The sequence below is a fragment of the Novosphingobium pentaromativorans US6-1 genome (assembly GCF_000767465.1).
Lineage (GTDB): Bacteria > Pseudomonadota > Alphaproteobacteria > Sphingomonadales > Sphingomonadaceae > Novosphingobium > Novosphingobium pentaromativorans.
The window spans coordinates 125,714-149,656 of record NZ_CP009291.1 but is presented as its reverse complement, the minus strand read 5'-3'; the positions used below and the strand labels follow the sequence as shown (position 1 = coordinate 149,656).

Below are 23,943 nucleotides of genomic sequence, written 5' to 3'. Positions count from 1 at the left end.
ATCGCCGTCGATGGACATGTCCGACCAGTTGATGCGCAACCGCGCCAAGGCCATTCGCCTGATCGGCATAGCGAATGAACTGCTCGCCATGGCCCGCGAACTCGAAATCGGGCAGCCGCTGGCCGGCGATCCCTTTTCGGACGCAAGCCTTCACGATGCGCCCGGACACTTCAGGGAATTCGCCAGCAAGGACCATCCCATCTGGGTTGAGCTGGCCCGTCAGGCCTATGGCGACAGGCGCCGCAGGTCGAAGATCTTTCAGGCCGACGCCCTCTTCGGAGAGCCGGCCTGGGATATTCTGCTCGACCTGTTCATCGCCGCAAAGGAAAGGCGCCGCGTTTCGGTGACGAGCGCCTGCATCGGCTCGGCCGTGCCGTCAACCACGGCGCTGCGCTGGATCAGCATTCTCGAAAAGCACCAGCTCCTGCAACGCGAAGCCGATCCCGGCGATGCGCGCAGGGTTTACGTCCGTCTCAGCGCCCGCGGCTATGCCGCCATGCTGGAATACTTTGCAGCCTCGTCTCGCTCGGTCGTGCCGCTGGACGATCCGAGCCCCCGCTTCGCTGCCGCGCGATAGAATCAGGCGCCCCCACCCTTTCCGCCCCCCTTGGAAGGGAGAACCTGTACGTGCCTGGCAGCGCCGGGCGACTGCTCCAACCCATGTGGAGCAGTCGCCCGGACCCGACTCTTACCCTAATCTGATGGTCAGAGGCTCGAGCTGTTACTGACGTCAGACGCTCAGGCGGCCGAAGGCACCGGCCCCGGCATAATGAGCGGCATCGCCCAGCTCTTCCTCGATGCGGATGAGCTGGTTGTACTTGGCAAGCCGGTCCGAACGCGCCAGCGACCCGGTCTTGATCTGGCCGCAGTTGGTCGCAACCGCGAGGTCGGCGATCGTCGAATCCTCGGTCTCGCCCGAACGGTGCGACATGACCGCGGTGTAGCCTGCACGGTTGGCGATCGAGACGGCTTCGAGCGTCTCGGTCAGCGAGCCGATCTGGTTCACCTTGACCAGCAGCGAGTTGGCGAGGCCCTGCTCGATGCCCATGGTCAGGCGCTTGGGATTGGTCACGAAAAGGTCGTCACCGACGAGCTGAACCTTGTGGCCAACCTTGTCGGTCAGAGCCTTCCAGCCCTCGAAATCGTCCTCGCTCATGCCGTCCTCGACCGAAATGATCGGGTAGGCGTCGCACAGATCGGCCAGATAATCGGCAAAGGCGACCGGATCGAGCGAAAGGCCCTCGCCGCTGATCTCGTACTTGCCGTTCTTGAAGAACTCGGTCGAAGCGCAGTCGAGTGCCAGCTGGATATCGGTGCCGGGCTTGAAGCCGGCCTTCTCGATCGAGGCCATGACGAAGTCGAGCGCATCGCGGGTGCTGGCAAGGTTCGGCGCAAAACCGCCTTCATCGCCGACGGCGGTCGCAAGGCCCTTCTCGGACAGGCCCTTCTTGAGCGTGTGGAAAACCTCTGCACCCCAGCGAACGGCCTCGGCAATCGAGCCCGCGCCGACCGGCATGATCATGAATTCCTGAAAGTCGATCGGGTTGTCGGCATGTTCGCCGCCGTTGATGATGTTCATCATCGGCACCGGCAGGACATGGGCCGAAACGCCGCCGACATAGGAATAGAGCGGCAGGCCGCGGGCATTCGCCGCGGCCTTGGCGGCTGCAAGACTGGTACCGAGGATGGCGTTCGCGCCAAGACGCGCCTTGTTTTCGGTGCCGTCGAGGGCAATCATCGCCAGGTCGAGATCGCGCTGATCCTCGGCATCGAGGCCGACCAGCGCCTCGGCGATCTCGCCGTTGACGGCATCGACAGCCTTGAGCACACCCTTGCCGAGGTAGCGTGCCTTGTCGCCGTCACGCAGCTCGACCGCCTCGTGGGCGCCGGTCGAAGCACCCGAAGGCACAGCCGCGCGGCCGAAACTGCCGTCTTCGAGCAGGACGTCGACTTCCACGGTCGGATTGCCGCGGCTGTCCAGGATTTCACGGCCATGAATGTCGATGATCGCGGTCATTTGAGCTGAACTCCTCATTGCGGCGCCTCACTGCGCCTTTGGCCGGCGTCTTAGCAGGGGAACTCCGCCTGACAAGTTGCGTTGGGGATCTATAGGCAAGATGTGTTACTCTGTACGCGCACCGCCTATATGGGGATAGTCCCGGCGAACGGGAAACGAAGGAAGGATAGACGTATGGCCGAACCTACCGCTACCACCGGAAACGAAGCCGAATCCGCCAAGAACCACTTTGCCAAGGCGATGGAAGAGGCCAAGGCCGGCGCACAGGCACTCGGCAAGGAAGCTCAGGCGCGCGCCGAAGAATATCGCGGAAAGCTGACCCAGGCGACGAATGAATGGTCAAGCGAGGTAAAGACGCGGTCGGACGATGCGCGAACCAAGGCCAACGACTTCGCGGCCGAAGCCCGCGAGAAGGCCAGCACCTACGCTGCCGACGCCAAGGTCAAGGCCACCGATCTCGCCAACGAAGGCAAGGCCCGTACCAGTCAGGCCATGGTCGGCCTGTCCAAGGTGATGGATGAGAACGTCCACCTGATCGACGAGAAGGTCGGCCCCAAATATGGCGATTATGTTCGGACAGCTTCCCGGTCCATGCAGGATGCCGCCACCAAACTCGACGAAAAGTCGCTCGACGACCTGGGCGAAGACGCCAAGGAATTCGTGCGCACCAGCCCGGGACTTGCCGTAGGCATGGCCGTCGCCGCCGGTTTCCTGTTCGGACGCATGTTCAAGAAGAGCAAGTGATGGCGCCGGGCAAGACTGACTGATCAGCATGGCCGAAGCAAAACCTGAACTCGTCCCTGCGCCCGAAGAGGCAGAGACGGTGACGCTTACCGAAGACTTGCGTCAGCTGGCGCAGGATGCCCGGGTCCTGGCAGAAGCCGAATTCGCCTTCCAGAAGTCGCGCGCAGCCTATGCCGGCGCCGAGGCCAAGGGCATTGCCCTGCTCGGGGTGGTTGCGCTCGTCGTACTGTTCTTTGCAGCGATGGCCCTTGTCGTGGGCGCCGTTATCGCGCTCGGGCCGGTCCTTGGGCCATGGGGTGCAATGCTGGCGGTTACCGGAACGCTTGTTCTTGTCGCCGCCGCCTGCGCGCTTGCCGCAAAGGCGAAACTCAAAGCCATGCTGAACGCCATTTCCGACAACAGGGGATAGTCCGATGGGCAATCTAGCCCGCCAGCTCGAAGCGGACAGGGCCATGCGCGATGCCGCGCGCACGGCATTCGATGCACGTTACGGCGCGATCAAGGCCGACATGGAAAAGCGCGGCATTGCCGGGCGGGTGATCGATGAATCCATCGAGCAGGCCAGGGAGATGCTCGATGAAGCCGTCGACATTGCCGAGAGCAACCCGGGCGTGGTCGGGGGAACCTTGGCCGCGCTCATGCTTTGGTTTCTAAGGAACCCGATCATGGCCTGGTTCGACACTGCACTCGGCCCGGATGCGAAATGGAAGAAGGAAGCGGACAATGACTGACAGCGATCCCAACACCCCGCAGATCCCGACCAGTGCAATGGATGCGAACAATGTCGTCCCGCTGACCCCGGCGAAGGCCGAACCGACCCCGCGTGAAAAGGTCGTCGGTTTCGTCAAGAAGCACCCGGTCATTACCGTTGCGAGCGGACTGGTTCTGGGCGCGGCTGCCAGCGCCCTGTTGCCGCGCAAGGCCGGTCGCAAGCTCGCCGGTCGCGCCATCAAGCTGGCTGAGACTGCCGGCGCGGCTACGGCCATGTTCGGCCGGGAGACTTCGGAAAAGGCGCAGGAACTGGGCGCCGATGCGCGGGAATCCGCAGGCAGGCTGGCCAGTTCAGCCGAAAAGGCGACCAGCGCGACCGCCGCCGGGATAGAGAAGCTGGCGCTCGCCGCCGTTGCAGCCGTCAGCGCCTTCGGCCGTGCCGCCGCGAAAAAGGCTGAAGAGGTTGGCGAAGCGGCTGCGGAAAAGGGCCATGAAATCGTCGATATGGCGGGTGAAATCAAAAAGCGGGCAAAGCGCTAAAGCGCCTAATTTGATAATAGTTCGCAATATCATATAGGGCGAATATCGATTGCGATGAAGCCTTGCCCTTGAGCCTGTCAAAAATTATAGGGATCGCTCCTCCCAACAGGAAAGCGGTCCTCTCGCATGCAAAAGCTTCACCTCGTCATGGGCGGCCGGGTCTCGGACCCGCGCAGCCTCGAATTCGAAGATCTCAAGAACATCGATCTCGTCGGCGTGTTCCCCGACTACGCCTCGGCAGAGGAAGCCTGGCGCTCCAATGCCCAGCGCACGGTCGACGACGCCGAGATGAAGTACGTGATCGTTCACCTTCATCGCCTGCTCGAGCCCGAACTGCCCCAAGGCTGAACGGCTGAACCGACAGGCCCAGAACGAAGAAAGGCCGGCGAACTCGCCGGCCTTTTTCGTATCTGCGCAAGACGGAGCCACTGGGGCTCCGCTGACTCAGATGAATTCGATCTTCTGCACGAGGTAGAACTTGTCGCCCGCCGGGACGGTCACTTCCACTTCGTCCTCGACCTGACGACCGATCAGCGCCTTGCCGAGCGGCGAGTTGTAGCTGATCCGGCCGATCTTCGCGTCCGCTTCGTAGGGACCGACGATCTGGTATTTCACCGGCTTGTCGTCATCGTCGAGCAGAGTCACCGTCGCACCGAAGATCACCTTCGAACCCGAGAGGGTCTTGGGATCGACGATCTGCGCGCGGCTGACCTTGTCTTCCAGGTCGGCAATGGTCGCCTCGACCTGGCCCTGACGTTCCTTGGCCGCGTGATATTCTGCATTTTCGGAAAGATCGCCATGCGCGCGCGCTTCTTCGATGGCATCGACGATCCGCGGACGCTCCTCGCGCAGGGCCTTCAGCTCTGCGGTCAGCCTCTCATACCCTTCGGCGAGCATGGGCAGCTTTTCTATACTGGCCATCAATAATTCCTCCTGTTGCCTCCCTTGCTGCAGACTACTCGCCGGTCCCGTCCCTTGAGGCACGGGGGCCGATCTGCAGCGATGTGGGGAGGCAAGATCGATTTCAGTTATAATAATCCTGCAACGAGCGCACTTCAAGCTGGCTCCCGCGAATCGTCGCAATTGCCTCGCTTGCAGCCACGCTCGCAGCAGCCGTGGTGAAGATCGAGACCTTGGCCGTCAGCGCCGAAGCGCGGATCGACTGCGAGTCCTTGAGGCTCTGCCAGCCCTCGGTGGTGTTGAAGATCAGCGAGATCTCACCGTCGATGATCTTGTCGACGATGTGCGGACGCCCTTCGGCCACCTTGTTCACCATTTCGACCGGAATACCCGCATCGGCGAGGTACTTCTGCGTGCCCGAAGTGGCGATGATGCGGAAGCCCTCGTCCACCAGCTTGCGCACGGCAGGCAGGATGTGCGGCTTGTCGCTGTTCTTCACCGAAACGAACGCAGTACCCTCGGTCGGCAGGCGCATGCCCGCGCCGAGCTGCGCCTTTGCGAAGGCAGTGGGATAGTCCGTGTCGATACCCATGACTTCGCCGGTCGACTTCATTTCCGGGCTGAGCACGGGATCGACGCCGGGGAAACGCGCGAAGGGGAACACCGCTTCCTTGACCGCGAAGTAGTCCAGCTTGCGCTTGAACGGCGGGAAGTCGGCCAGCTTTTCGCCCGCCATGACGCGCGCGGCGATCTTGGCGACCGGCTGGCCGATGGCCTTGGCAACGAAAGGCACGGTACGCGAGGCACGCGGGTTCACTTCGATGAGGTAGACCTCACCGTCCTTGACCGCGAACTGGACGTTCATCAGTCCGCGCACGCCAAGCCCCCTGGCGAGGGCTTCTGCCTGACGCTCCATCTCTTCGATGATTTCGTCGGGCAGGCTGTAGGGCGGGAGCGTGCAGGCGCTGTCGCCCGAGTGGATGCCCGCTTCCTCGATGTGCTGCATGACGCCTGCGACAACGACCTGATCGCCATCGCACAGCGCATCGACGTCGCACTCGATGGCATCGCGCAAGTACTGGTCGATCAGCACCGGGCTATCGCCCGAGACCTGCACGGCGGTGGCGATGTAGTCGTCGAGCTGCTGTTCGCTGTCGACGATCTCCATCGCGCGGCCGCCCAGCACGTAGCTGGGACGGGTCAGGACCGGATAACCGATGCGGTTGGCGACCGCGACGGCCTCGTCGCGGCTGCGGGCAATGCCGTTGAGCGGCTGCTTGAGGCCGAGCTTCTCGACCAGCGCGGCGAAGCGCTCACGGTCTTCGGCAAGGTCGATCGCGTCGGGCGACGTGCCCAGGATCGGAATGCCCGCCTTCTCGAGCGCATCGGCGAGCTTGAGCGGAGTCTGCCCGCCGAACTGCACGATGACGCCGACGAGTTCGCCCTTCTGCTGCTCGACGCGCAGGATTTCCAGCACGTCCTCAGCCGTGAGCGGCTCGAAGTAGAGACGGTCCGAGGTGTCGTAGTCGGTCGAAACGGTCTCGGGATTGCAGTTGATCATGATCGTCTCATAGCCGGCATCGTCGAGCGCGAAGCAGGCATGGACGCAGCAGTAGTCGAACTCGATGCCCTGGCCGATGCGGTTGGGACCGCCGCCGAGGATGACGATCTTCCTGCGGTCCGACGGCATCGCCTCGTCCTCGGGCTCACCGAAGAACGGCGCCTCGTAGGTCGAGTACATGTAGGGCGTGATCGCCTCGAACTCGGCCGCGCAGGAGTCGATCCGCTTGAACACCGGGTGGACGCCGAGCTTGGTACGCAGCTGGCGCACTTCGTCCTCGCTGGTTGCGCCTGCCATGGCGCGCAGGGCGTCATGGAGAAGGCCCGAGCGCTTCGCCTGGGTCTCGCCGAGACCGCCTGCGACATGGACCGAGCGCACCGCCAGCGTGGCAAGGCGCTTGTCAGAGAAGCCCATGGACTTGAGACGGCGCATGCCGGCAGCATCGATCGGCAGGCCGTCCTTCATGACCTTCGCCTCTTCGGCGATGATTTCCTCGATGTGGCGCAGGAACCACTTGTCGTAGAAAGTGATCGCGTGGATCTCATCCACGCTGAAGCCTTCGCGCATCGCCTGGGCGACGTTGAGCAGACGATCGGGCGTTGCCTTGGAAAGCGCCGCAGTGATCGTGTCGCGCCCTGCCCCTTCGAGTTCCGGCACGCGGTTGAAGCCGTCGAGGCCGGTTTCGAGGCCGCGCAGGGCCTTCTGCATCGATTCCTTGATGTTGCGGCCGATCGCCATGACCTCGCCGACCGACTTCATCGCCGTTGTCAGTTCGGGCTTGGAACCCTTGAACTTCTCGAAGGCGAACCGCGGGATCTTGGTCACGACGTAGTCGATGGTCGGCTCGAACGAGGCCGGCGTGGCCCCGGTGATCTCGTTCATGATCTCGTCGAGCGTGTAGCCCACTGCCAGCTTTGCAGCGACGCGCGCGATCGGGAAGCCGGTGGCCTTCGACGCCAGCGCCGAGGAGCGCGAGACGCGCGGGTTCATCTCGATGACGATGAGGCGGCCGTCCTTCGGGTTCACCGCGAACTGCACGTTCGAACCGCCGGTTTCGACGCCGATCTCGCGCAGAACCTCGATCGAGGCGGTACGCATGATCTGGTATTCCTTGTCGGTCAGCGTCAGCGCCGGGGCGACGGTGATCGAGTCGCCGGTATGGACGCCCATCGGATCGACGTTCTCGATGGAGCAGATGATGATGCAGTTGTCGTGCCTGTCGCGCACGACCTCCATCTCGTACTCCTTCCAGCCCAGCAGGCTTTCCTCGATGAGCACTTCGGTGGTCGGCGAGGCATCGAGGCCCGAGCGGACGATCGCTTCGAACTCTGCCTTGTTGTAGGCAACGCCGCCGCCGGTACCGCCAAGCGTGAAGCTGGGGCGGATGATCGAGGGAAGCCCGGTGCGCTCAAGCACTGCGTAGGCCTCTTCGAGCGTATGGGCGACGCCCGAGCGTGCGGATTCGAGCCCGATCTTGTCCATCGCCTCGCGGAAGCGCTGGCGATCCTCGGCCTTGTCGATGGCATCGGCATCGGCGCCGATCATCTTGACGCCGTACTTCTCGAGCGTGCCGTCGTTGAACAGGGCCAACGCGCAGTTGAGCGCGGTCTGCCCGCCCATCGTCGGCAGCACCGCATCGGGGCGTTCCTTCTCGATGATCTTGGCGACGATCTCGGGCGTGATCGGCTCGACATAGGTCGCATCGGCCATGTCCGGGTCGGTCATGATCGTGGCCGGGTTCGAGTTCACGAGGATGACTCGGTAGCCCTCTTCCTTGAGCGCCTTGATCGCCTGCGTGCCCGAGTAGTCGAACTCGCACGCCTGGCCGATGATGATGGGACCGGCACCAATGACGAGGATCGAGGAGATATCTGTGCGCTTGGGCATGGGTTTCCTGCCTTGGAAGTGTGCTTACAGTTAAAGCCGCCCTGAGGCGACCGGGTTGCCGGATGCCGGGACCTGTCAGGGCAGGTCTTCGGCTCCGACCTTGGTTCTTGTTCCTGCAACTGCCGGACCATGTGCCTGTCCGTCATCGCAGGAAACGATGGGTTGCGAAACGCCGGTAATCATGAGGTCACTCCGTTCGAAGTGTCCTGCGATTTCCCATCGGCCGCATCCGGAATGCCGATCCGCGCCGCCGGGAAGCGTTCGCGGATCGCCTTGAACACGCAGGCAGCCCGGCTTCGGTCCGCCTGGCTGTGCGGCTCGAACGAGACTTCATCGCCCTTCAGGCTGATCGACGCTGCGGTTACACCGCACTTGTCGGAAACAGCCTTGAAATCGGCATCGCTCAATGCCGGCTTGACGGGAGGCGCTTCGCATCCCGCAAGCAGGCCGGCCGCGCCGACCAGAAGAGCGAGGCCAGCCTTCAAGCCAGCGCGCCCACGAACTTCTCGAAGAGGTAGAAGCTGTCCTGCGGCCCCGGGCTTGCCTCGGGGTGATACTGGACGCCGAACGCCTTCTTGCCCTTGATCGCGATGCCGCAGTTCGAACCGTCGAACAGCGAGACGTGAGTCTCTTCGATGGTATCGGGCAACGTTGCATTGTCGACCGCGAAGCCGTGGTTCATCGAGGTAATCTCGACGACGTCGTCGGCAAGGCGCTTGACCGGGTGGTTGGCGCCGCGGTGGCCCTGGTGCATCTTCGATGTGCTGGCACCGGCGGCGAGCGCCAGCATCTGGTGCCCCAGGCAGATGCCGAAGATCGGCACGTCGCGCTCAAGCAGGCCCTGGATGACGGGAACGGCATACTTGCCGGTCGCCGCCGGGTCGCCCGGGCCATTGGAAAGGAACACGCCTTGGGGCTTCAGCTCGAGCACCTGGTCCAGCGTCGCCTCGGCGGGAACCACCGTCACGCGCGCGCCGGCCTTCACCAGGTTGCGGAAGATGTTGTCCTTGGCGCCGAAATCCATCGCGACGACATGCGGCCGTTCGTCGCGCGGCGAGCGGCCGTAACCCTGGCCGAGCGTCCAGGTAGAGCCTTCCCAGCCCTCCTGGTGTTCGCGGCTGACGATCTTGGCAAGGTCCATGCCTTCGAGGCCCGGCCACTCCTGCGCCTTCTTGATCAGCGCCGGAATATCGAACTCGCCCTTGGGATCGTGCGCGATCACTGCATTGGGCGCGCCCGACAAGCGGATGCGGCGGGTCAGGGCGCGGGTATCGACACCGGCAAGGCCGATCTTGCCCTTGGCTGCGAGCCAATCGCCGAACTCGCCTTCCGCGCGGAAGTTAGACGAAGGCGTGACGTCCTCGCGGACGACGCAACCGACAGCGCTGTCGACCCTGGATTCAAGATCCTCGTCGTTGACGCCGACGTTGCCGATGTGGGGGAAAGTGAAGGTGACGATCTGTCCGGCATAGGAAGGATCGGTCATCACTTCCTGGTAACCGGTCATCGAGGTATTAAAGCAGACTTCGCCGACGGCATTGCCGACAGCGCCGAAGCCACGACCCCAGATGACGTGCCCGTCACTCAAGACAAGCACGCCTGTCGCCCCTTCCGGTTTGGGCGCAAGCGAAAATGCGGCGTCGGCCATGGTGGGTCGCTCCGTTTACGGCGTTTCTAACGTTTAGTGCTAAGGCCCACGCGCTAGAGACGCTTGTGCAGCGCGTCAAGGCAGCGGGTGCAAATTGGCGCGCGTCTTGCTAGTTTTATACGCTAATCTAATCGCCAACCTCAGGACAAAAGAAAAACAATGCTTCGTGATTCGATCAAGGCCGCGCAGATTTCCGCGATGAAAGCCGGCGACAAGCCGCGCCTTGCCGCCGTGCGACTCATCCTTGCCAAGCTCAAGGACCGCGACATCGAGCTTCGCACCGTCGACAAGAAACCGGAAGACGACGACCTCGTCATCGAGGTGCTGCAAAAGATGGTGAAGCAGCGCCGCGAATCGATTCAACTCTTCGAGGACGGCGGACGCCCCGAACGTGCCGCTGACGAACGCGCCGAACTGGTGGTGATCGAGGAGTTCCTGCCCGCGCAGATGTCCGAAGACGAAACGAAGGCCGCGATCGAATCGATCAAGGCCGAAACCGGCGCGGCAGGCATGAAGGACATGGGCAAGGTCATGGCCGAACTGAAGGCGCGCCACGGCAACCAGCTCGACATGGGCAAGGCCAGCGGCTGGGTGAAGGCGGCGCTGAGCTGACGGGCTTCACAGGAAACGGCGGCACGATCCGTGCTCACACCGCAATGGCTAGACCAGCTCAGGTCCCGAACGACGCTCTCGGCGTTGATCGGCCGCTCCGTGCGCCTGCAGAAGGCAGGTCGCGAGCACAAGGCGTGCTGCCCCTTCCATAACGAGAAGTCGCCCAGCTTCACCGTCAACGACGAAAAGGGCTTCTATCACTGCTTCGGTTGCGGGGCTCATGGCGACGCGATTCGCTGGATGACCGACCATCAGGGCCTCGACTTCATGGATGCCGTGAAGGAACTCGCGGCCGAAGCCGGCATGGACGTGCCAGCCCCCGACCCGCGCGCCGCCAAGGCCGCGGAAAAGCGCGACACACTGCATGACGTGATGTATGCGGCGCAGGACTGGTTCGTGCAGAACCTGTCCTCGCCCCAGGGCGAGGAAGCCCGCGCCTACCTCGCCACACGCGGGTTCGATGCCCATACCGTCGCCCGTTTCGGCTTCGGCTATGCCCCGGAAGGGCGGCAGGCGATGAAGGAAGCGCTCGGCAAGTTCCCCGAACCGATGCTGATCGAGGCGGGCCTGCGCATCGCCGTGGAGAACCGCGATCCCTACGATCGCTTCCGCGGGCGCCTGATGCTTCCGATCGAGGACGCGCGCGGCCGCGTCATCGCTTTCGGCGGCCGTATTCTCACCAAGGAGAAGTCGGACGCCCCCAAGTACCTGAATTCACCCGATACCCCGCTCTTCGACAAGGGCCGCACGCTCTACAACCTGCACCGCGCCGCGCCGGCGGCACGCCAGAGCGGCAGGATGATCGTCGTCGAAGGCTACATGGACGTCATCGCGCTGGCTGCGGCAGGCATCGGCGAATGCGTCGCCCCGCTCGGCACGGCGCTGACCGAACACCAGATCGAAATGCTCTGGCGCCAGGTCGAAACGCCGATCCTGTGCTTCGACGGCGACACCGCGGGCCAGCGCGCGGCAATGCGGGCGATTTCGCGCGCCCTGCCCCTGCTCCGCCCCGCCCATTCGCTGCGCATCGTGCGCCTGCCCGAGGGCCTCGACCCGGACGACCTCATCAAGGCGCGCGGAGTAAGGGCCCTGGAAGAGATCCTCGAGGGCGCGCGCAGCCTCGTCGAAGTACTCTGGGAATTCGAACGCGATTCGCACCCCCTAGTCACCCCCGAGGACAAGGCCGGCCTGAAGGCTCGCCTGATCGAGCATGTCGAGGCGATCCAGCACCCCGACATCGCCAGCCTCTATCGCCGCGAATTGCTCGACCGCTATTCCGAGTTCGCATTCCCGCGCCGCGAGAATCGCTGGCAAGGCGGCGGACAGAAGGGCGGCGGGTTCACCCGCTCCGGACCGCGCGGCAAGTGGAACGGGCGCCCTGCCCCGGCCCCCTCCAGCCCCGAATCGATTGACCGGCTCAAGCGCCGTTTCGACGCAGGCTCAGGCAGCGGGGCACGCGATGCGCTGTCGGCAGCAGTGCTTGCCGGCCTGATCCGCTGGCCTTCGCAACTGGCCCGCCATGCCGAGGCGCTGGCCCGCACACCCGGCCTAGATCCGCGATTCGAAGCCCTGCTCGATTGCTGCGATGCCGAAGACGCGCTTGAAAGCGGCGCGCTGGGCACCATATTGACGGAAAATGGTTTGCAGCCGCCCGGAACCGCGGAATATTCAGGCCTTCGTTTCAGCTTTCTCCATCCGGAAGCAAACGAGCAACAGGCGGTATCCGATCTGGCGCAGGCCATTGATCTCTTGGTAGAGCGTCCGGTTCTGGAAGCGGCTCTGGCCCAAGCGACTACGCGGTTTGAAAGCGAGTTGTCCGACGAGGCCTTTGCCGAGCAGCAGCGCCTGCTCAAGAGAAAGCTGGAATTTGACAGTCGCCTCAGGCAAATGGCGACAAGACAGGCGGGCTCCTGATTGTATAATCGTGGTGTTCGGCACGAATTAACGGCGGTGGAATGAGCAGAAACGACGACAACAGCGGCGACAAGAACGACGGCACCGACGCTCCGCTGATCGATCTCAACGAAGCTTCGATCAAGAAGCTGATCGCGCGCGCGAAGCGCCGCGGTGTGATCACTTATGACGAACTGAACGAAGCCCTACCGCAGGACCAGATGTCTTCCGAGCAGATCGAGGACATCATGGCGGCCATCTCCGAGATGGGCGTCAACATCGTCGAGAGCGACGAGGACGGCCAGAGCGACGACGATAACGACAACGACGTCGAAGAAGTCGATGCAGACGAATCGGCGCCCAAGATGGTCGCCGAGACGAAGAAGAAGGAAACGGTCGAGCGTACCGACGACCCGGTGCGCATGTACCTGCGCGAGATGGGCGCAGTCGAGCTGCTCAGCCGCGAGGGCGAAATCGCCATCGCCAAGCGCATCGAAGCCGGCCGCGACATGATGATCCTGGGCCTGTGCGAAAGCCCGATCACCTTCCACGCCATCATCCAGTGGTCCGAGGCGCTCAACAACGGTGAAATGCAGCTGCGCGAGATCCTCGATCTCGACGCCATGCTTTCAAAGGAACCGGCTCCCGAAAGCCTCAACGAGGACGGCGAGAGCGACGACGACGGCGAGATCAGCGAAGCCACCGCCGGCCCCTCGTACAAGGAAGACGACGACGAGGAAGAAGAGGAATCGGCCGACGGCGAGGACGGCGAGAACGGCGAAGGCCGCAGCGAACGCCAGCGCGACGACGACGAGGAAGACAACACCCTCAGCCTCGCGCAGATGGAAGCGGCCCTCAAGCCCGAAGCGCTTGAGAAGTTCGCGCGAATCACCGAACTATTCCAGGCTTTCGAAAGGCTGCAGTCCGAGCGTCTGGACGCTCTCGCGCTCGGCATCGATTTCCCGACCGCCAAGGAAGATCACTACCAGCAGCTGCGCGAGGAACTGACCGCGCAGGTGGAATCGGTTCAGTTCCACGCGACCAAGATCGAATATCTGGTCGACAACCTTTACGCCTTCAACCGCCGCCTGACGACGCTGGGCGGCCAGATGCTGCGCCTTGCCGAACGTCACAAGGTCAAGCGTGCGGACTTCCTGACCACTTACGTCGGCCGTGAACTCGACGACACCTGGCTCCCGGAAATGTCCAGGAAGGACAAGAAGTGGGCCGCTTTCGCCGAGAACGAGGCCGATTCGGTCGAACGTATCCGATCGGAAGTCTCGGACATCGCCGCTGCCACCGGCATGGCGCTCCCCGAGTTTCGCCGCATCGTCAACATGGTCCAGAAGGGTGAGCGCGAGGCGCGCATCGCCAAGAAGGAAATGGTCGAGGCGAACCTGCGCCTGGTGATTTCGATCGCCAAGAAGTACACCAACCGCGGCCTGCAGTTCCTGGACCTCATCCAGGAAGGCAACATCGGCCTAATGAAGGCGGTCGACAAGTTCGAGTACCGCCGCGGCTACAAGTTTTCGACTTACGCGACCTGGTGGATCAGACAGGCCATCACCCGCTCGATCGCGGACCAGGCCCGCACCATCCGTATCCCGGTCCACATGATCGAGACGATCAACAAGCTGGTGCGCACAAGCCGCCAGTTCCTGCACGAGCAGGGCCGCGAGCCGACGCCGGAAGAAATGGCCGAGCGTCTCTCGATGCCGCTCGAGAAGGTCCGCAAGGTGATGAAGATCGCCAAGGAACCGATCAGCCTCGAAACGCCGATCGGCGATGAGGAAGATTCGCACCTGGGCGATTTCATCGAGGACAAGAACGCGATCATCCCGGTGGACGCGGCGATCCAGGCGAACCTCAAGGAAACGGTCACCCGCGTGCTTGCCAGCCTCACCCCGCGTGAGGAACGCGTGCTGCGCATGCGCTTCGGCATCGGCATGAACACCGATCACACGCTGGAAGAAGTCGGCCAGCAGTTCTCGGTGACCCGCGAACGTATCCGCCAGATCGAGGCCAAGGCGCTGAGGAAGCTCAAACACCCGAGCCGCAGCCGCAAGATGCGCTCGTTCCTGGACCAGTGATGACGGAAAAGCCCCGCTTCGGCGGGGTTTTTCTTGTCCGCAATCCACAAAAAAGCCCCGCCGAAGCAGGGCTTTTCTTCGTCATGCGGGAAAGGCCGATTATTCGGCAGGCTCGTGCTCCGCAATCGCTTCGGCCGAGGCCATTCCGGGTGCCTTGGATTTGCCGCCCAGTTTCTCGCGCACGCCCTTTTCGACTTTCTCACCGGTCTCCGCGTCGATAGCCTTCCAGTAATCGAACGCGCGCGTGAGAACTTTCTCCGACACCCCGTCGCACAGGTGGCCGACGATATTCATCACGAGCCTTGCGCGCGCGGCATCGTCCATCACGTCGCGGATGAGCGCCCGGGGCTGGCTGACATCGTCGTCATCCTTGCGCGGCGTATAGGCCGAGCGCACCATTTCCCCGTCCGCGTACCACAGGCCCGCTTCGCCGGAGAGGTCGGGCTGCGCGGCCGGACCGCCGTAGCTGTTGGGCGCATAGACCGGATCGGACACGTTCTCGGTACGTCCTGCCCCATCCTTCGAATAACTGAAGACCGGGCACTGCGGCTTGTTCACCGGAATCTGCTTGTAGTTCACGCCCAGTCGCGCGCGATGGGCATCGGAGTAGGCAAACCCGCGTGCGAGCAGCATCTTGTCGGGAGACAGGCCGATGCCGGGCACCATGTTGTTGGGCTCGAACGCGGCCTGCTCGATCTCGGTATGGAAATCGGTCGGATTGCGGTCAAGCGTGAGCTTGCCGACCTCGATGAGGGGATAGTCCGAATGCGGCCAGACCTTGGTGAGATCGAAGGGATTGATGCGATAGGTCTTCGCGTCCTCGAACGGCATGACCTGCCAGTAGAGCGTCCAGCTCGGATGGTCGCCGCGCGCAATGGCATCGAACAGGTCGCGCCGATGGAAGTCGCCGTCCTTTCCCGCCATCTCGTCGGCCTCATCCTGGGAAAGGTAGGCATTCCCGTCGCCGAGATCGGTCTTGAAGTGGAACTTCACCCAGAACTTCTCGCCCGAGGCATTGACCAGCGAGTAGGTGTGGCTGGAATAGCCGTTCATCTCTCGCCAGGTTTTCGGTACGCCGCGGTCGCCCATGAGATAGGCAACCTGATGCGCACTTTCCGGTGAAAGCGTCCAGAAGTCCCACTGCATGTCGTGATCGCGAAGGCCGTTGTCGGCGCGGCGCTTCTGGCTGCGGATGAAGTGCTGGAACTTCATCGGATCGCGTATGAAGAAAATCGGCGTGTTGTTGCCGACCATGTCGAAATTGCCGTCCTCGGTGTAGAACTTCACGGCAAAGCCGCGCGGATCGCGCCAGGTGTCCGGACTGCCGCGCTCACCTGCAACGGTAGAGAAGCGGGCCAAGGTCTGGGCCCTGGCGCCGGGCTGGAAGACTTTCGCCTTGGTGTAGCGCGAGACGTCATTGGTCACCTCGAAATGACCGAAGGCCCCGCTGCCCTTGGCGTGGGGCTGGCGCTCGGGAATGCGCTCCCGGTTGAAATTCGCCATCTGCTCAAGCAGATAATGGTCGTTGAGTACGATCGGTCCGTCGCGTCCCACAGTCAGGGAATGCTCGTCGCTCTGGACGCGAATGCCGGCATCGGTGGTCGTGGGGGAATGGTTTCGTCGGCCAAGGTCGTGTCCTCCGGACTGGGTTTGCGATACCCCTACCCAACACGCCGAACGCGCCGGTAGTTCCGAGGCCGATCCGGAGAAGTCCTCATCCCGGCCCGTTCTTGCCAAATCCCGCCGGACACTCCATGTCACCGCCGAGGTCTTATTGCGGTGGCCTTCCGGGGCGTATCGCACTAAGGCGCGTCGCGAACCCGATTCCCGGAACTGCCACGGAACGAACATGCGCATCGCCATCGCATCCGACCACGCCGCCGTCGACCTCAAGGCGACGCTGCGCGAATACCTCATCGACCTCGGCCACGAAGTCGCAGACCTCGGCCCTGAAACCGCAGACCGCGTCGACTATCCCGACTACGGCTACAAGCTCGCCTCGGTCGTTGCCGACGGCACCGCCGAATTTGGCGTGGCGCTGTGCGGTTCGGGCATCGGCATCTCGATCGCCGTCAACCGCGATCCCAAGTGCCGCTGCGCGCTCGTCTCGGAGCCGCTGTCGGCCATCCTCGCGCGGGAGCACAACGATGCCAACGTCATCGCCATGGGCGCACGCCTGACCGGCGAGGACATGGCCAAGGCCTGCCTGGACGCATTCCTCTCGACCGAATTCGGCGGTGGTCGCCACGCCGGGCGCGTCGAGAAACTCTCCAACCCCAAAAGCTGATCCGAAGAGGTCCAACGAACATGACCGTCGAAACTGCCATCCGTTCCCCCGGCTTCTTCACCGACACGATCGCGGACAGCGATCCTGCCGTCGCCAAGGCCATCGGCAAGGAACTCAAGCGCGAGCGCAAGCAGATCGAGCTGATCGCCTCGGAGAACATCGTCTCCAAGGCCGTGCTTGAAGCGCAGGGCTCGGTCCTCACCAACAAGTACGCCGAAGGCTACCCGGGCAAGCGCTACTACCAGGGCTGCGAGCCTTCCGACGAAGTCGAGACGCTGGCCATCGAACGCGCCAAGCAGCTTTTCGACTGCGGCTTCGCGAACGTCCAGCCCCACTCGGGCGCACAGGCCAACGGTGCGGTCCTGCTCGCGACGGTCAAGCCCGGCGATACGGTCATGGGCATGAGCCTCGATGCCGGCGGCCACCTCACCCACGGCGCGCGCGCCGCGCTTTCGGGCAAGTGGTTCAACGCGGTGCAGTACGGCGTGACCAAGGACACCCACCTGATCGACTACGACCAGGTCGAGGCTCTCGCCAAGGAACACCAGCCCAAGCTGATCATCGCCGGCGGTTCGGCCTATCCGCGCGTGATCGATTTCAAGCGCATGCGCGAGATCGCCGACAGCGTGGGCGCGCTGTTCCAGGTCGACATGGCGCACTTCGCGGGCCTCGTGGCCGCGGGCGTGCACCCCTCGCCGTTCCCGCACGCGCACATCGCCACCACCACCACGCACAAGACCCTGCGCGGTCCGCGCGGCGGCATGATCCTCACCAATGACGAGGCGCTGGCCAAGAAGATCAACTCTGCCGTGTTCCCCGGCCTGCAGGGCGGTCCGCTGATGCATGTCATCGCCGCCAAGGCCGTGGCTTTCGGTGAAGCGCTGCGTCCCGATTTCAAGGACTACAGCAAGAAGGTCGTCGAGAACGCCAAGGCCCTTGCCGAAACGCTCAAGGCACGCGGCGCCGAGATCGTCTCGGGCGGCACCGACACGCACCTTGCGCTGATCGACCTCTCGCCGCTCGGCGTGACCGGCAAGGACGCCGACGAAGCGCTCGAGCGTGCCGGCATCACCTGCAACAAGAACGGCATTCCGTTCGACCCGCTGCCGCCGATGAAGACCAGCGGCATCCGCGTCGGTTCCCCTGCGGGCACCACCCGCGGCTTCGGGGTCGAGGAATTCCGCGAGATCGGCAACATGGTCGCCGACGTGCTCGACGGTCTGGCCAAGTGCGGCGAAGAAGGTGATGCGCAAGTGGAACAGAACGTGCGCGTACGCGTAGAAGCCTTGTGTGACCGCTTCCCGATCTACGAGGACTGATACGATGACCGCCCCCCGTCGCCCCCAGGACAATGGCAGCTTCGTCAGCGATGCGCGCCATGAGCTTGCCGGAATGCTCCAGGACGGTCTCGACCATCCTTCGACCAGGCCGGTGCTCGTCTGGGGGGCGATGGGTGCGGTTGCAGGCGCGATGCTGCCCTTCGTATCGATCGGCCTCGGCCTTGCCGCAGGTGCCGGATACAAGTTCTACAAGCGCGTCCGGCCCGACTGACCGCGCCCTCTTTTCAAGGAAGTTCCCTCGTAAATGCGCTGTCCGTTCTGCGCCCACGACGATTCCCAGGTCAAGGACAGCCGCCCGACCGAGGACAACACCGCGATCCGCCGTCGCCGCCAGTGCTCCAGCTGCGGCGCGCGCTTCACGACTTTCGAACGCGTCCAGCTTCGTGAGATCACCGTGGTCAAGACCGGCGGCGAGAACGAGGAGCCGCGGCGCGAGCCTTTCGACCGCTCCAAGATCGAGCAATCGGTCACGCTGGCTTGCCGCAAGCGCGGTATCGACCGCGAAAAGATCGACCAGCTCGTTTCCGGCGTGCAGCGCCAGATCGAAACCTCGGGCGAAGCCGAAGTGGCCTCCCGCGAAATCGGCGAAATGGTGATGGACGGGCTGCGCCAGCTCGATTCGGTCGCCTACATCCGCTTTGCCTCGGTCTACCGTGCCTTCAACGAGGCAAGGGACTTCGAGGAATTCGCCGGAACCGTGCGCGACGTCGCCGAGGATGAAGGAACGACCACCAATGGCTGATAACCAGCCCGTCATCGTCCTCGTACGTCCGCAGCTGGGCGAGAACATCGGCAAGGCCGCGCGGGCCATGCTGAACTTCGGGCTTACCGAAATGCGGCTCGTCTCGCCGCGTGACGGCTGGCCGAACCCCTCCGCCGGGCCCGCGGCCGCCGGCGCCGACCAGGTGCTCGATGGAGCGCAGGTTTACGAAACGCTCGCCGAGGCCGTTGCCGACTGCGCCAATGTCTATGCGACGACCGTTCGCAAGCGCGGCGTCACCAAGCCGGTGGTCACACCCGAGCAGGCTGCGCGCGAAATCCATACCGCGCCGGGCAGATCCGCCTATGTCTTCGGACCGGAACGCTCGGGCCTGGAAACCGAGGACGTGGCGCTGGCCCGCGCGATCCTGACCGTTCCGATCAATCCGGAATTCGCTTCGCTCAACCTGGCGCAGGCGGTGATCCTGTGCGCCTACGAATGGTCGAAGGGCGCCGATCTGGCACAGCCGACGGCAGAAGAGCTGCTCCCCCCGGCCCCGCAGGATGAACTGGAAGGGTTGATCGGCCATTTCGAGCGTTTCCTGGAGACCAAGAACTACTTCTGGCCCGAAACGCGTGCGGCGGCCAATCGCCTGACCTTGCGCAACCTGCTGACCAAGCCGGGCTGGAATCACCTGGAAGTACGCACCTTGCGCGGCATTCTCAGCACGCTGGAGGACGCCCGGCGCAAGCGCGATTGAGCCGGTTTCGCGCGCGAATGCCTCGGCGCGCTTGACATTCCCTGACAACCCCGTAAGGGCCACGCCTTCACATGGCGCCTGCCTGTTTCGGCAGATCCGTCCATTCGGCCCCGCACCCCGGTGAAGCGGCGGCCGCAACCAGCGAAGTACGGCTGGTTGGTGCGCCCCGGGACAACACGGATCGCTGGCCAAGGTGGCCTGGCGACAAGCAGAACGGAGACGACACATGTCGAAGCGCAAGAGCGCCAAGTACAAACTCGACCGCCGCATGGGCGAGAACATCTGGGGTCGCCCCAAGAGCTCGGTCAACCGCCGCAGCTACGGCCCGGGCCAGCACGGCCAGCGCCGCAAGGGCAAGCTTTCGGACTACGGCATCCAGCTGCGCGCCAAGCAGAAGCTCAAGGGCTACTACGGCGACGTGACCGAGAAGCAGTTCAAGCGCACCTACCAGGAAGCGTCGAAGATGAAGGGCGACACCGGTCAGAACCTGATCGGCCTGCTCGAACAGCGCCTCGACATGATCGTGTACCGCGCCAAGTTCGCGCCGACGATCTTCGCGGCTCGCCAGATCGTTTCGCACGGCCACATCCGCGTCAACGGCGTGAAGTGCAACATCGCTTCGCGTCGCGTGAAGGTCGGTGACGTCGTCAGCCTCGGCAACAAGGCCAAGGAAATGGCGCTGATCATCGAAGCGCAGAGCCTGCCCGAGCGTGAAGTTCCCGACTATGTCGCGCCCGACGGCAACGACAAGGTCACCTTCGTTCGCGTGCCCTCGCTCGACGAAGTGCCCTACCCGGTGAAGATGGAACCGAACCTGGTCGTCGAGTTCTACTCGCGCTAAGTCACGGTTTTCCGGAGACGGAATTCAGCAAGAGGGCGGTCCTTCCGGGGCCGCCCTTTTCGCATGGGCAGACACCCTCAAAAAATACACGATTCGAAGCCCTTGTCAGGAAACTGAAGCAGACTTCGCGCATTTGACCATCGTCATGCAGCGATACCGTTTCATCACTCCCCACCGCACCGGCAAATGGTACCCCGATCTCGATACCGCAAAGCGCTTCGCCTGCGAGATCGGGGCAGGCTTTCTCGATTCCAGAACCGGCCGATTCGTGGCCTACGTCGGCACCCGGCTTGAGGTCATGAAGGCGCGCGGCGCCAGACAGGGCAGCGCCGCCGAACTGCACAAGGCTCCGGCCTGAAAACGGGCCTTATGCTCCCCGGGCGGGAAGTTGCTTCAACGTGATGTGGCCCGATGCCCATTTCCACAGGGCGTCGACTTCGCCCGCGGCCTTGCCGTCCGGCTCGATCTCTGCGGCGACCTCGCCCGTGCCTGAGGAGCGGTGAAAGGCGGCCCTTTCACCGAACTGGATCGGACAGACCTGCAGGCCCATTGCCTCGGCCGCCTTCGTCGCTTCCTCGATCATGCGGGTGGCCCGCGCAGGAACCGCGTTGAAGACGACGAAGGCCGGCTTGCGCGCATAGGACATCAGCCCGGCTGTCGCTTCGAGGGCATGAAGGTCGAAGGCGCGGGCACGGGTCGGGATCAGGACGAGATCGGCCACGCGCACCGCCTCACGCGATGCCGTGTCCCCGTGCGGCGGGGTATCGATGACGATCAGTTCGGCGCCGCCGCGCCGCGCTTTCTCGATCGTGCTGAACAGGCGTACCGGCGGGCAGGTCATGACTTCCGGCTTGAAATCGCCCCGCCAGTCCCCCCAGGTCGCGGAGGTGGCTTGCGGATCGATGTCGATGACGCGGGTTTCCCGGCCAGCATAGACGGCGCTGGTGGCCAGATGGAGCGCCATGGTCGTCTTGCCCGAGCCGCCCTTCTGGCTGACGATCGCGATAGTCGGCATGAACAACACCCCCTGTCCTGCTGCTCCGGCACCGGAAGATCCGATTCGAGTGGGAAATGCCGGTCAGGGGAGTGTCCGGGTGATACCGGCTCTTGTCCATAGCCGCGCGACATTGTCCCGCGAAACCTGCACGGGAACGGTCGAAAGACTTGGCGCAGGGTCCGCGTGGGCCTGCCCGGGCCCGATTACTTTCTCAGGTAATCCCGGCGGAAATCGGCAGCGAAGGCGGCAAAACGGCTCGCGGCTATAGCATCGCGCATGGCCTGCATAAGCTGCTGGTAGAACGAGACGTTGTGCTCGGTCAGCAGCATTGCGCCCAGGATCTCGCCGGAGCGGATCAGGTGATGCAGATAGGCTCGGCTGTAAGTGCCGCAGGTCGGGCACTTGCAGCGCTCGTCGATGGGGCCGTTATCTTCGGCATGACGCGCGTTGCGCATGTTGAGCGGGCCATTCCAGGTGAAGGCCTGGCCATTGCGCCCTGAGCGCGTGGGCAACACGCAGTCGAACATGTCGACCCCGCGCTCGACCGCACCGACGAGATCGTCAGGCTTGCCCACGCCCATAAGATAGCGTGGCCGATCGACAGGCAACTGCCCGGGGGCAAACTCGAGCGTGGCGAACATCGCTTCCTGCCCCTCACCCACGGCGAGGCCGCCGATCGCGTAGCCATCGAAGCCGATATCGACGAGGGCATCGGCACTGGCCTTGCGCAAGCCTTCGTCGAGGGCGCCCTGCTGGATTCCGAAAAGCGCGGAATTGGCGGCATGTTCGCCGCCGCTGTCAAAACCGTCGCGGCTGCGCCTCGCCCAGCGCATCGACATTTCCATCGAGCGGGCAATCACGTCGCGCGGCTGGTCGATCTTCGGACATTCATCGAAGCACATGACGATGTCGGAGCCGAGCAGGCGCTGGATCTCCATCGAGCGTTCGGGGCTGAGCATGTGCCGCGAACCGTCGAGGTGGCTGGCAAACGTCACCCCCTCCTCGGTGATCTTGCGAAGGTCGGACAGGCTCATGACCTGATAGCCGCCGCTGTCGGTAAGGATAGGCCGGTCCCAGTTCATGAACTTGTGCAGGCCGCCAAGACGCGCGACGCGCTCGGCGCCCGGGCGCAGCATCAGGTGATAGGTATTGCCCAGAATGATGTCGGCGCCGGTCGCGCGCACGCTCTCGGGCTTCATCGCCTTGACCGTGGCGGCAGTTCCCACCGGCATGAAGGCGGGCGTGCGGATCTCGCCGCGGCGCATCTTGATGACGCCGGTGCGCGCCTTGCCGTCGGTGGCGTGGATGGAGAATTCGAAACGCGGGTTCATGGCCGCGTCCGTTAGACCGGTCAGAAGCCGTAGACCAGTGAGAACCGCGAAATCGTATCGGTCTTGAGCGAACCGGCCGGCGGCGCGGTTTCATGCTCTATGGAATAGGACAGCTTGGCCTTGAGGCCCCTGGCCATCCCCGCCTCGATCCCGGTAAGCGAGGTGAAGGTACTGTTGTCGGATCCGATGTAGCTGGAAGCGTCCTGGGTCAGTGCCAGCGTACCGTTGAGCTTCCAGTCGAAATCGAGCGATGTCAGCGCTGACCAGGTGGTCTCCGAGGGATCGTCGATATAGTTCGTGCGGCGCACGGCCGGACCTGCCTCGACCGATAGCGTCATGTTGCGACGCTTGATGAGGCGGTAACCCAAACCTCCCGAGAACGAGAAACGGTCGCGATAGCCCTGAATTTCGTCCTTCTCGTACTGAAAGCGGCCGTAGGTAAAGACACCGTCGTTGATGGTGTAGCGTGGCTGGTAGCTGGCCCCGTACTTCTCACGCGTGACGGTGCCCGAATCCTTCTGGTAATCCGCTGTAGCAAGGATCAGGTGCTCCCAGTCGATCCCCTTGCGATCGAGCTTGAGCGAGCCGGTGAAACCGAAGTTCGTGGTGTTGCCGGTGCTGTGGAAGGCGCCGAGTTCGATCTGTCCCTTCCACAGTTCCAGCACGCCCGATTCGCGAATGCGGCGCGTTTCGGCCTCGGTCTTGGCTGCGAGGCGGGCGGCCTTGTCGTCGAGATAGGCGCGGTGCATCGCCTTGATCTCGGCCTTGTCGTAAGGCTGCGTCTCGATCGCCATCTTCACGACGGCGGCCACCGTTGCGGAATCGTCCGTATCGATTGCCGCCTCGATCATCGCCTTGACGTTCTTGGGCAGGCTGGGCGGCGGGACTTCGATGAACGGCGTCGGCCAGGGATAGTCCGGCAGGTCCAGGCGCAGCGGTTCGGGCGCGAAATCCACCAGCCCTTCGTCGACCGACAGCCTCGGCTCTTCGAGAGGCTGGGCCTGAACGGGGACGGCAAGCAGCAGGGACGGGAGGGCGACCGGGAGGAACGTCTTCAAGGGCATGACCGAATCGAATCTATGAA

At 63.6% G+C, this 23,943-nt stretch carries 25 protein-coding genes; 16 read left to right on the top strand and 9 right to left on the bottom strand.

Features of this window, described 5'->3' with window-relative positions; translation table 11 throughout:
- Positions 1-10: 10 nt before the first annotated feature.
- Positions 11-577, top strand: a complete 567-nt coding sequence (locus JI59_RS00685; RefSeq protein WP_007010942.1) for a helix-turn-helix domain-containing protein — start codon at positions 11-13, stop codon at positions 575-577.
- Between the two features lie 153 nt (positions 578-730).
- Here the strand turns inward: JI59_RS00685 and eno are convergent, their stop codons facing one another.
- Positions 731-2,017 (bottom strand): phosphopyruvate hydratase, encoded by a 1,287-nt coding sequence (gene eno / locus JI59_RS00680; RefSeq protein ID WP_007010943.1) that lies wholly within the window; start codon positions 2,015-2,017, stop codon positions 731-733.
- A 174-nt stretch (positions 2,018-2,191) separates the two neighbouring features.
- Here eno and JI59_RS00675 point away from each other — a divergent pair, with 174 nt between their 5' ends.
- From JI59_RS00675 to JI59_RS00655, 5 genes are all read left to right on the top strand, one after another.
- Positions 2,192-2,761: a hypothetical protein gene (locus JI59_RS00675; protein ID WP_007010944.1), complete on the top strand. Its 570-nt coding sequence runs from the start codon at positions 2,192-2,194 to the stop codon at positions 2,759-2,761.
- A 28-nt stretch (positions 2,762-2,789) separates the two neighbouring features.
- Positions 2,790-3,170, top strand: coding sequence for a phage holin family protein (locus tag JI59_RS00670; RefSeq protein WP_007010945.1), 381 nt, complete (start codon positions 2,790-2,792; stop codon positions 3,168-3,170).
- A 4-nt stretch (positions 3,171-3,174) separates the two neighbouring features.
- A complete protein-coding gene (locus JI59_RS00665) occupies positions 3,175-3,492 on the top strand; it encodes a hypothetical protein (protein WP_007010946.1) in 318 nt (105 codons plus the stop codon).
- Positions 3,485-4,012, top strand: coding sequence for a hypothetical protein (locus tag JI59_RS00660; protein ID WP_007010947.1), 528 nt, complete (start codon positions 3,485-3,487; stop codon positions 4,010-4,012). Before JI59_RS00665 ends, JI59_RS00660 begins: the two co-directional genes overlap by 8 nt.
- A gap of 126 nt (positions 4,013-4,138) precedes the next feature.
- A complete protein-coding gene (locus JI59_RS00655) occupies positions 4,139-4,360 on the top strand; it encodes a DUF4170 domain-containing protein (protein ID WP_007010948.1) in 222 nt (73 codons plus the stop codon).
- A gap of 96 nt (positions 4,361-4,456) precedes the next feature.
- Here the strand turns inward: JI59_RS00655 and greA are convergent, their stop codons facing one another.
- From greA to carA, 4 genes are all read right to left on the bottom strand, one after another.
- Positions 4,457-4,933 (bottom strand): transcription elongation factor GreA, encoded by a 477-nt coding sequence (gene greA, locus JI59_RS00650; RefSeq protein ID WP_007010949.1) that lies wholly within the window; start codon positions 4,931-4,933, stop codon positions 4,457-4,459.
- A gap of 103 nt (positions 4,934-5,036) precedes the next feature.
- Positions 5,037-8,360, bottom strand: a complete 3,324-nt coding sequence (carB, locus tag JI59_RS00645; RefSeq protein WP_007010950.1) for a carbamoyl-phosphate synthase large subunit — start codon at positions 8,358-8,360, stop codon at positions 5,037-5,039.
- A 179-nt stretch (positions 8,361-8,539) separates the two neighbouring features.
- Positions 8,540-8,845: a hypothetical protein gene (locus tag JI59_RS00640; protein ID WP_007010951.1), complete on the bottom strand. Its 306-nt coding sequence runs from the start codon at positions 8,843-8,845 to the stop codon at positions 8,540-8,542.
- Entirely contained in the window at positions 8,842-10,008 is a 1,167-nt protein-coding gene (carA, locus tag JI59_RS00635) for a glutamine-hydrolyzing carbamoyl-phosphate synthase small subunit (protein ID WP_007010952.1), read from the bottom strand. The genes JI59_RS00640 and carA overlap by 4 nt, the downstream gene beginning before the upstream one ends.
- Before the next feature lie 159 nt (positions 10,009-10,167).
- On the opposite strand from carA, the gene JI59_RS00630 reads away from it, so the two are divergent.
- The 3 genes from JI59_RS00630 to rpoD are packed head-to-tail and all read left to right on the top strand — an operon-like array spanning position 10,168 to position 14,603.
- A complete protein-coding gene (locus JI59_RS00630; protein WP_007010953.1) occupies positions 10,168-10,620 on the top strand; it encodes a GatB/YqeY domain-containing protein in 453 nt (150 codons plus the stop codon).
- A 30-nt stretch (positions 10,621-10,650) separates the two neighbouring features.
- Positions 10,651-12,534 (top strand): DNA primase, encoded by a 1,884-nt coding sequence (gene dnaG, locus JI59_RS00625; RefSeq protein ID WP_007010954.1) that lies wholly within the window; start codon positions 10,651-10,653, stop codon positions 12,532-12,534.
- A 41-nt stretch (positions 12,535-12,575) separates the two neighbouring features.
- Positions 12,576-14,603 (top strand): RNA polymerase sigma factor RpoD, encoded by a 2,028-nt coding sequence (rpoD, locus tag JI59_RS00620; protein WP_007010955.1) that lies wholly within the window; start codon positions 12,576-12,578, stop codon positions 14,601-14,603.
- 99 nt (positions 14,604-14,702) lie between these two features.
- On the opposite strand, the gene JI59_RS00615 is transcribed toward rpoD, so the two are convergent.
- Positions 14,703-16,163 (bottom strand): catalase, encoded by a 1,461-nt coding sequence (locus JI59_RS00615; RefSeq protein WP_420845485.1) that lies wholly within the window; start codon positions 16,161-16,163, stop codon positions 14,703-14,705.
- Positions 16,164-16,452: 289 nt separating this feature from the next.
- On the opposite strand from JI59_RS00615, the gene rpiB reads away from it, so the two are divergent.
- The 7 genes from rpiB (at position 16,453) to JI59_RS00580 (ending at position 20,889) form a co-directional block, all read left to right on the top strand.
- On the top strand, positions 16,453-16,890 hold the full coding sequence (gene rpiB / locus JI59_RS00610) for a ribose 5-phosphate isomerase B (protein WP_007010957.1): 438 nt from the start codon (positions 16,453-16,455) through the stop codon (positions 16,888-16,890).
- A gap of 20 nt (positions 16,891-16,910) precedes the next feature.
- Complete coding sequence (gene glyA / locus JI59_RS00605; protein ID WP_007010958.1) at positions 16,911-18,209, top strand: serine hydroxymethyltransferase; 1,299 nt, start codon at positions 16,911-16,913, stop codon at positions 18,207-18,209.
- A 4-nt stretch (positions 18,210-18,213) separates the two neighbouring features.
- Positions 18,214-18,441 (top strand): hypothetical protein, encoded by a 228-nt coding sequence (locus JI59_RS00600; protein ID WP_007010959.1) that lies wholly within the window; start codon positions 18,214-18,216, stop codon positions 18,439-18,441.
- A 33-nt stretch (positions 18,442-18,474) separates the two neighbouring features.
- Entirely contained in the window at positions 18,475-18,972 is a 498-nt protein-coding gene (gene nrdR / locus JI59_RS00595) for a transcriptional regulator NrdR (protein WP_007010960.1), read from the top strand.
- Positions 18,965-19,690: an RNA methyltransferase gene (locus JI59_RS00590; RefSeq protein ID WP_007010961.1), complete on the top strand. Its 726-nt coding sequence runs from the start codon at positions 18,965-18,967 to the stop codon at positions 19,688-19,690. Before nrdR ends, JI59_RS00590 begins: the two co-directional genes overlap by 8 nt.
- Before the next feature lie 226 nt (positions 19,691-19,916).
- Entirely contained in the window at positions 19,917-20,531 is a 615-nt protein-coding gene (rpsD, locus tag JI59_RS00585) for a 30S ribosomal protein S4 (RefSeq protein ID WP_007010962.1), read from the top strand.
- Positions 20,532-20,676: 145 nt separating this feature from the next.
- Positions 20,677-20,889 (top strand): hypothetical protein, encoded by a 213-nt coding sequence (locus JI59_RS00580; RefSeq protein ID WP_038576685.1) that lies wholly within the window; start codon positions 20,677-20,679, stop codon positions 20,887-20,889.
- 9 nt (positions 20,890-20,898) lie between these two features.
- Here JI59_RS00580 and JI59_RS00575 read toward each other — a convergent pair whose 3' ends face one another.
- The 3 genes from JI59_RS00575 to JI59_RS00565 all read right to left on the bottom strand — a co-directional run bounded on the left by JI59_RS00575 (position 20,899) and on the right by JI59_RS00565 (position 23,923).
- Complete coding sequence (locus JI59_RS00575; RefSeq protein ID WP_038575280.1) at positions 20,899-21,546, bottom strand: ParA family protein; 648 nt, start codon at positions 21,544-21,546, stop codon at positions 20,899-20,901.
- A gap of 185 nt (positions 21,547-21,731) precedes the next feature.
- On the bottom strand, positions 21,732-22,859 hold the full coding sequence (tgt, locus tag JI59_RS00570) for a tRNA guanosine(34) transglycosylase Tgt (protein WP_007010965.1): 1,128 nt from the start codon (positions 22,857-22,859) through the stop codon (positions 21,732-21,734).
- A gap of 20 nt (positions 22,860-22,879) precedes the next feature.
- A complete protein-coding gene (locus tag JI59_RS00565; protein ID WP_007010966.1) occupies positions 22,880-23,923 on the bottom strand; it encodes a DUF481 domain-containing protein in 1,044 nt (347 codons plus the stop codon).
- Positions 23,924-23,943: the final 20 nt, after the last annotated feature.

Excerpts from the sequence above, each read along its gene's own strand:
- rpiB (WP_007010957.1), top strand. The coding sequence starts at position 16,453 with ATGCGCATCGCCATCGCATCCGACCACGCCGCCGTCGACCTCAAGGCG.
- greA (WP_007010949.1), bottom strand. The coding sequence starts at position 4,933 with ATGGCCAGTATAGAAAAGCTGCCCATGCTCGCCGAAGGGTATGAGAGG.
- JI59_RS00630 (WP_007010953.1), top strand. The coding sequence starts at position 10,168 with ATGCTTCGTGATTCGATCAAGGCCGCGCAGATTTCCGCGATGAAAGCC.
- JI59_RS00685 (WP_007010942.1), top strand. The coding sequence starts at position 11 with ATGGACATGTCCGACCAGTTGATGCGCAACCGCGCCAAGGCCATTCGC.
- JI59_RS00660 (WP_007010947.1), top strand. The coding sequence starts at position 3,485 with ATGACTGACAGCGATCCCAACACCCCGCAGATCCCGACCAGTGCAATG.
- carB (WP_007010950.1), bottom strand. The coding sequence starts at position 8,360 with ATGCCCAAGCGCACAGATATCTCCTCGATCCTCGTCATTGGTGCCGGT.
- JI59_RS00655 (WP_007010948.1), top strand. The coding sequence starts at position 4,139 with ATGCAAAAGCTTCACCTCGTCATGGGCGGCCGGGTCTCGGACCCGCGC.
- carA (WP_007010952.1), bottom strand. The coding sequence starts at position 10,008 with ATGGCCGACGCCGCATTTTCGCTTGCGCCCAAACCGGAAGGGGCGACA.
- JI59_RS00575 (WP_038575280.1), bottom strand. The coding sequence starts at position 21,546 with ATGCCGACTATCGCGATCGTCAGCCAGAAGGGCGGCTCGGGCAAGACG.
- eno (WP_007010943.1), bottom strand. The coding sequence starts at position 2,017 with ATGACCGCGATCATCGACATTCATGGCCGTGAAATCCTGGACAGCCGC.
- JI59_RS00665 (WP_007010946.1), top strand. The coding sequence starts at position 3,175 with ATGGGCAATCTAGCCCGCCAGCTCGAAGCGGACAGGGCCATGCGCGAT.
- rpsD (WP_007010962.1), top strand. The coding sequence starts at position 19,917 with ATGTCGAAGCGCAAGAGCGCCAAGTACAAACTCGACCGCCGCATGGGC.
- JI59_RS00670 (WP_007010945.1), top strand. The coding sequence starts at position 2,790 with ATGGCCGAAGCAAAACCTGAACTCGTCCCTGCGCCCGAAGAGGCAGAG.
- tgt (WP_007010965.1), bottom strand. The coding sequence starts at position 22,859 with ATGAACCCGCGTTTCGAATTCTCCATCCACGCCACCGACGGCAAGGCG.
- JI59_RS00565 (WP_007010966.1), bottom strand. The coding sequence starts at position 23,923 with ATGCCCTTGAAGACGTTCCTCCCGGTCGCCCTCCCGTCCCTGCTGCTT.
- nrdR (WP_007010960.1), top strand. The coding sequence starts at position 18,475 with ATGCGCTGTCCGTTCTGCGCCCACGACGATTCCCAGGTCAAGGACAGC.
- JI59_RS00675 (WP_007010944.1), top strand. The coding sequence starts at position 2,192 with ATGGCCGAACCTACCGCTACCACCGGAAACGAAGCCGAATCCGCCAAG.
- glyA (WP_007010958.1), top strand. The coding sequence starts at position 16,911 with ATGACCGTCGAAACTGCCATCCGTTCCCCCGGCTTCTTCACCGACACG.
- JI59_RS00580 (WP_038576685.1), top strand. The coding sequence starts at position 20,677 with ATGCAGCGATACCGTTTCATCACTCCCCACCGCACCGGCAAATGGTAC.
- JI59_RS00590 (WP_007010961.1), top strand. The coding sequence starts at position 18,965 with ATGGCTGATAACCAGCCCGTCATCGTCCTCGTACGTCCGCAGCTGGGC.
- JI59_RS00600 (WP_007010959.1), top strand. The coding sequence starts at position 18,214 with ATGACCGCCCCCCGTCGCCCCCAGGACAATGGCAGCTTCGTCAGCGAT.
- rpoD (WP_007010955.1), top strand. The coding sequence starts at position 12,576 with ATGAGCAGAAACGACGACAACAGCGGCGACAAGAACGACGGCACCGAC.